General features: G+C 71.0%; 5 protein-coding genes and 1 pseudogene. 2 read left to right on the plus strand and 4 right to left on the minus strand.

The annotated features are described in order from the left end of the window. Positions 1-432, minus strand: a pseudogene (locus tag IJH84_RS07060) (hypothetical protein); the annotation flags it as partial. A 261-nt stretch (positions 433-693) separates the two neighbouring features. On the opposite strand from IJH84_RS07060, the gene IJH84_RS07065 reads away from it, so the two are divergent. After that, positions 694-873: a DUF3073 domain-containing protein gene (locus tag IJH84_RS07065; RefSeq protein WP_200068813.1), complete on the plus strand. Its 180-nt coding sequence runs from the start codon at positions 694-696 to the stop codon at positions 871-873. Between the two features lie 518 nt (positions 874-1,391). Here the strand turns inward: IJH84_RS07065 and IJH84_RS07070 are convergent. From IJH84_RS07070 to purF, 3 genes are all read right to left on the minus strand, one after another. After that, positions 1,392-1,871 (minus strand): DUF4396 domain-containing protein, encoded by a 480-nt coding sequence (locus IJH84_RS07070; RefSeq protein ID WP_295141736.1) that lies wholly within the window; start codon positions 1,869-1,871, stop codon positions 1,392-1,394. A 105-nt stretch (positions 1,872-1,976) separates the two neighbouring features. Next, positions 1,977-3,089, minus strand: a complete 1,113-nt coding sequence (gene purM, locus IJH84_RS07075; protein ID WP_200068812.1) for a phosphoribosylformylglycinamidine cyclo-ligase — start codon at positions 3,087-3,089, stop codon at positions 1,977-1,979. A 224-nt stretch (positions 3,090-3,313) separates the two neighbouring features. Beyond that, positions 3,314-4,918, minus strand: a complete 1,605-nt coding sequence (gene purF, locus IJH84_RS07080) for an amidophosphoribosyltransferase (protein ID WP_295141740.1) — start codon at positions 4,916-4,918, stop codon at positions 3,314-3,316. 433 nt (positions 4,919-5,351) lie between these two features. Between purF and IJH84_RS07085 the strand changes: the two genes are divergently transcribed. Continuing rightward, the coding region (locus IJH84_RS07085; RefSeq protein ID WP_295141742.1) for a hypothetical protein at positions 5,352-5,547 on the plus strand (196 nt) is incomplete at its 3' end.

Genomic DNA, 5,547 nt, shown 5'->3' on the forward strand with positions numbered 1-5,547 from the left:
CAGCTCGCTGATCACCGCTTGGGCCCGGCTCTTGGCGCGGTCCGCCGGCACCGGCAGGACCGAAGCCCGCAGCGACGGCTCTGCGGCGCCGAGGAACCCGACCAGGGCGGCGGCGGACCGGCCGCGCAGGTCCAGCGGGCACACCAGCGGCCCCGGGCCGACGCTCGCCGCCGGGTTGCTGGGCACCGATTCCGGGTCGAGGACGAGGACGTCGCCGGCGCCCTGCGCGGCACCGCTGGAGTCCTCGCCGGGAAGCAACCTGGGCGGGGCGCAGACCTGGGTCCGCAACCATTGGTCCTGTTCCCGCGTCGCGGCACCGGTGACGTCGAGCGCGCCGCGCTGCACGGTCGCGGCGAGCTGTTCACGGGTGGGCGAGTCGAACGACGACAATGGTTCGTACACCCGCAGATAGGCGACGAACGGCTCTGGCACGCGAGTATCGTGCCATGCGCGCTGCGGCGGCCGGTGACTACCCGCCGCACGTCGGAGCCGATGGCGACGCGGCGCGCGGGCCGATGGCGACGCCTGCGCGATCTGCGGGCTGGATCACCCGCGACACGGAGACGTGGGGTGGCACCACGTCGCGTAGAACCGCATCGGCACGGTACGGTAGTTACAGGAAAAGTTGTCGAGATCATGCGGGGCCGCCGTTCCCCTGGCCGCCCCGCACACCCTGCGCGAGGGGGTCGAGCCATGGGGCGCGGCCGGGCTAAGGCCAAGCAGACGAAGGTGGCCCGTGAGCTGAAGTACAGCTCCCCCACCATGGACGTCGATGCATTGCAGCGCGAGCTGTCCTCGGATTCGCCTGGCGAGTGGTCCGAGGAGGACCGCGCCGACGCATACGACGACGGGTACGACGACTACCGGCGTTGACGGCACGAAAACACCGAGTGGACGAGCACCGTCCACTCGGTGTTCTGTGTCGGCAGACGACCTGATCGCATCCGGGTCCGGATGGTGCCGAGCCGGGTGGAGCCACCACTCGTTCGACATCGTTCGCGGTGGGCGGGCCTGCGGTTGCGCTTGATCGCCGCAAGCGCTCCGCCGGCCGGGCGTAGCAACTCCGACGATCAACCGAACACGCAGTACCAGCGAAGTGCGCCGGGAAACCGGCGCACTTCTCGTTTGCGCTGCGGAAGAAGTGCCCGGTCCGGGACCGGGCGGAGCCTGGGGATGCTCGGGCGCCTACCAGGCCCGGAAAAGGACTGTGAAGTGAAAGGGGCCGGTGTGCGGGCCGCCTCTCGGCGGATGGCGCTGTAAGGCTCCAGCCGAACGGTATTCCCTACAGGCTTGGTGATGGAGCCCGGGGGCACGCGCACACCGGCCACCCCGAACAACGAGTGCGGCGCCCCGCAGAATTCCCGTCGGCGCCGCAGATTTCGGCGAACGGCTCAATGCATCCCGTGCACCACCGCGTGGCCGCGCCCGCGGGCGATCATCCACTTGTTCACCGGCACGGTCAGCACGAACGCCACCACCAGCGCGAAGGCCAGCGATGCCCAGAACAGCGCGGTCGTCGGACCGGCGTCCATCGCGCCCGGCACCACGACCATGACCGCGTTGTCCACGACCTCCATCACGAAGATCGAGAACGTGTCGGCGGCGAGCGCCACCCGGACGGCGCCGGCGAAGCTCACTCCGGAGCGCAGCACGCCCCGCATGGTCAGCGCATAGCCGAAGACGAACGCGAGGACGACCGACAGCACCACGGTGCCGACGTTGTGCAGGCCCGCCGCGGTCCCGATCACCATGCCCAGGATCTCGCCGATCGCGCAGCCGGTGAGGCAGTGCAACGTCGCCGACACCGCCATCCGCCAGGACGAACCGGGCGCGGCGTGGTGCTGGTGGGACGTGTCCGGCTGCTGAGTCATCGCTGCTCCTCGGAAGAGGTCTTTCCGGGCGATCGCCAGTTGAAACGATACCCCCAGGGGGTATATTCCAGGCGGTCGGAGCGGACTCGGCAGGCGGAGCGGGGATCAGAACCGCGGGTGGTTACCGCGCAGCACGACGCGCTGGTCCTCGGCGGCTTCCTCGACGGTCGGCTGCTTGGCGACCTCGCCCAGCACCCACGCGGGCACGTGCCGGGCGGTGAGCACCGCCAGCGCCCGGTCCACGTCCTCGGCGGTGACGACCGCGACCATGCCCACCCCCATGTTGAAGGTGCGCTCCATCTCCTCGGTCTCCACCCGGCCGCGCTGCGCGATCATCCGGAACACCGGGTCGGGCGTCCAGGTTCCGCGGTCCAGCACGGCGGTCAGCCCGGACGGGACGACTCGTGCCAGGTTCGCGGCCAGCCCACCGCCGGTGACGTGCGCGAAAGTGCGCACCTCCGCTTCGGCGGCCAGGGCCAGGCAGTCCTTGGCGTAGATCCGGGTCGGCTCCAGCAGCTGCTCGCCGAGCGTGTGGCCGAACTCCTCGACGTGGCCCTCCAGCGGCATCCGGGCCAGTTCCAGCAGCACGTGCCGGGCCAGCGAGTAGCCGTTGGAGTGCAGCCCGGAGGAACCCATCGCGATCACCACATCGCCCGGGCGCACCTTGTCCGGGCCGAGCATCGCGTCGGCCTCGACGACGCCGACGCCGGTGGCCGAGAGGTCGTACTCGCCGGGCGCCATCATGCCGGGGTGCTCGGCGGTCTCCCCGCCCAGCAGCGCGCAGCCGGCCTGCACGCAACCCTCGGACACGCCCTTGACCAGGTCCGCGATCCGCTCCGGCTCGACCTTGCCGACGGCGATGTAGTCCTGCAGGAACAGCGGTTCCGCGCCGCAGACCACGAGGTCGTCGACGACCATCGCGACCAGGTCCATCCCGACGGTGTCGTGCTTCTGCATCGCCTGCGCCACGGCGAGCTTGGTGCCGACGCCATCGGTCGAGGACGCCAGCACCGGCTCGTTCCAGCGGTCCAGCTTGAGCTGGAACAGTCCGGCGAAACCGCCGAGGGAGCCCAGCACCTCGGGCCGGGTGGCCCGCTGCGCCCAGGGCCGCATCTGCTGCACGGCCTCGTCACCGGCTTCGATGCTCACCCCCGAGGTCGCGTAGGTGGCCTTGGCTTCCTCGGCGGCTTGCGACCCCGCGAGCAGGTCTTCGGACACGACTGACTCCACATCTGATGTGAGTTTGCGGTTGGGTGGCGGGAAGTCCGGCGACGCGTTCGGCGGGGCGCTCCGGGCGCGGGCGCCCGCCCGTTGCTTACCACAGGCGCGGGCGCCTGCATCCGGTCCCGCCGCGAGGTTTCCCGGATTCGCCGATCGATGCACGCGGCCGGACGCGAGCGCACCACGCTACGCGGCGCGCCACCTCGGCCGGGGCCGGGGAGTCACGGCCTGCGCAGCGCGTCGGCACCGCCGTAGCCATTGGGCAGCACCGGCTCGGCGGGGCCCGCCACGCCGCGTTCGGTCTCTTCGGAGGAGTTCTCCAGCAGGTACTTGCCCAGCCGCGCCTCTTCCGGCAGCGGGATCGGGTAGTGCCCGTCGAAGCACGCCGCGCACAGCCGGTTGCGGGGCTGCTCGCTGGCGGCGATCAAGCTGTCCAGCGACACGTAGCCGAGGCTGTCCGAGCCGATCGAACGCCGGATGCCGTCCGCGTCCGAGCCGTTCGCGATCAATTCGGCGCGGGAGGCGAAGTCGATGCCGTAGTAGCAGGGCCACTTCACCGGCGGCGAGGCGATCCGCACGTGCACCTCGATCGCGCCCGCTTCGCGCAGCATCCGCACCAGGGCGCGCTGGGTGTTGCCGCGCACGATCGAGTCGTCCACGACGACCAGCCGCTTACCGCGGATCACCTCGCGCAGCGGGTTGAGCTTGAGCCGGATGCCGAGCTGGCGGATGGTCTGCGAGGGCTGGATGAAGGTCCGCCCCACGTAGGAGTTCTTCACCAGCCCGTTGCCGTAGGCGATCCCGGATTCCTGCGCGTAGCCGACGGCCGCGGGCGTGCCGGACTCCGGCACCGGGATCACCAGGTCGGCGTCCACCGGGTGCTCGCGGGCGAGCCTGCGGCCGATCTCCACGCGGGTGCTGTGCACCGAGCGCCCGGAGATCGTGGTGTCCGGGCGCGCCAGGTAGACGTACTCGAACACGCAGCCCTTCGGCTTGGGGTGGGCGAAGTGCTGCGAGCGCAGCCCGTCGGCGTCGATGGCGAGCAGTTCGCCCGGCTCGACCTCGCGCACGAACGAGGCTCCGACGATGTCCAGGGCCGCGGTTTCGCTGGCCACCACCCAGCCGCGTTCCAGCCTGCCGAGCACCAGCGGGCGCACGCCGTGCGGGTCGCGGGCGGCGTAGAGGGTCGACTCGTCGGAGAACACCATCGAGAAGGCGCCCTGCACGGACGGGAACAGCTCCAGCGCTGCCTGCTCGATCCCCTTGTCCGCGGCGCGCGTGGCCAGCAGCCCGCACACCAGGTCGGAGTCGGTGGTGGCGCGTTCGCAGCCGGACGCGGGCGCGGAGGTGTTCGCCGCGATGGTGTCCGCGCCTTCGGCGACCAGCCGTTCCCGCAGGTCGGCGGTGTTCACCAGGTTGCCGTTGTGGCCCAGCGCGAGTCCGCCGCCGCCCGCCGTGGTGCGGAAGGTGGGCTGCGCGTTCTCCCACGTCGCGCCACCGGTCGTGGAGTAGCGGTTGTGCCCGACGGCGACGTGGCCGCGCAACGTGGCCAGGACCTGCTCGTCGAAGACCTGGCTGACCAGGCCGAGGTCCTTGTAGACCAGCATCTGCGAGCCGTCGCCGACTGCGATGCCCGCGGCTTCCTGGCCGCGGTGCTGCAGCGCGAACATGCCGTAGAAGGCGAGCTTGGCTACTTCTTCACCGGGCGCCCAGACGCCGAAAACACCGCATTCCTCGTGCGGTACGTCCTGCTCGTAGGGATCGGTGTCGGGCTTCGAGGCGGGTGCGCCGGGCGCACTGCTCGGGTCTGGCCGGTCGATGACCACCGAGAACTCCTTGCGGACGGAATCGGAGTTACACCCAAGTGTAAACGGAGCCCGACGGCGTGGTGACCGGCCACCTGCGCCAATCTCCCCGGAACGGCCCGCTGACCTGGGAATCCGTGAAGCGGATCACGGCGATGTGAAGCCGGTCATCGCCGCGGCGAATTCGGAGGGAAGCTGCCCGCTCACCGTGCGCGTTCCATTCCCGACGGACCGCCGACGCGGCTGCATCGGGCGACCGGTCCGTTCACTCGGTGCGGAACACGGCGGTCATAGCCGGCGCAGGCGCTCGTGCACCCGGTTCAGGAGGTTCAAGTCCCGGCAGGGCTCCGGGTGGATCCGGCCGGACCAGGATAGGCGGCGGTCGAGCTGCGTGGCTTCGGATGCTTGCGGGACGCGACGGTCCAGGGGCATCGCGGGCTTCTCGTGCTTACCCATGGCGGACGCTCCCGCAGGTGCGCCGAGCGGGGCCGGGATGTTCGGGGGCACCCCCACCGGCCCCGCCGACCCACTGCCCCGGCACGATGCGCTGGGAGGACCACGACGCACCAAGGCAGCGGAAGCCGCGCCCGCGATCCAGGCAGGCCGCGGGGAGGACGGGCCGGAGACGGGAACAGCCCGGCGGTCGGCTC

It is taken from the genome of Saccharopolyspora sp. (assembly GCF_017434145.1).
Taxonomy (GTDB): Bacteria; Actinomycetota; Actinomycetes; order Mycobacteriales; family Pseudonocardiaceae; genus Saccharopolyspora_C; species Saccharopolyspora_C galaxeae.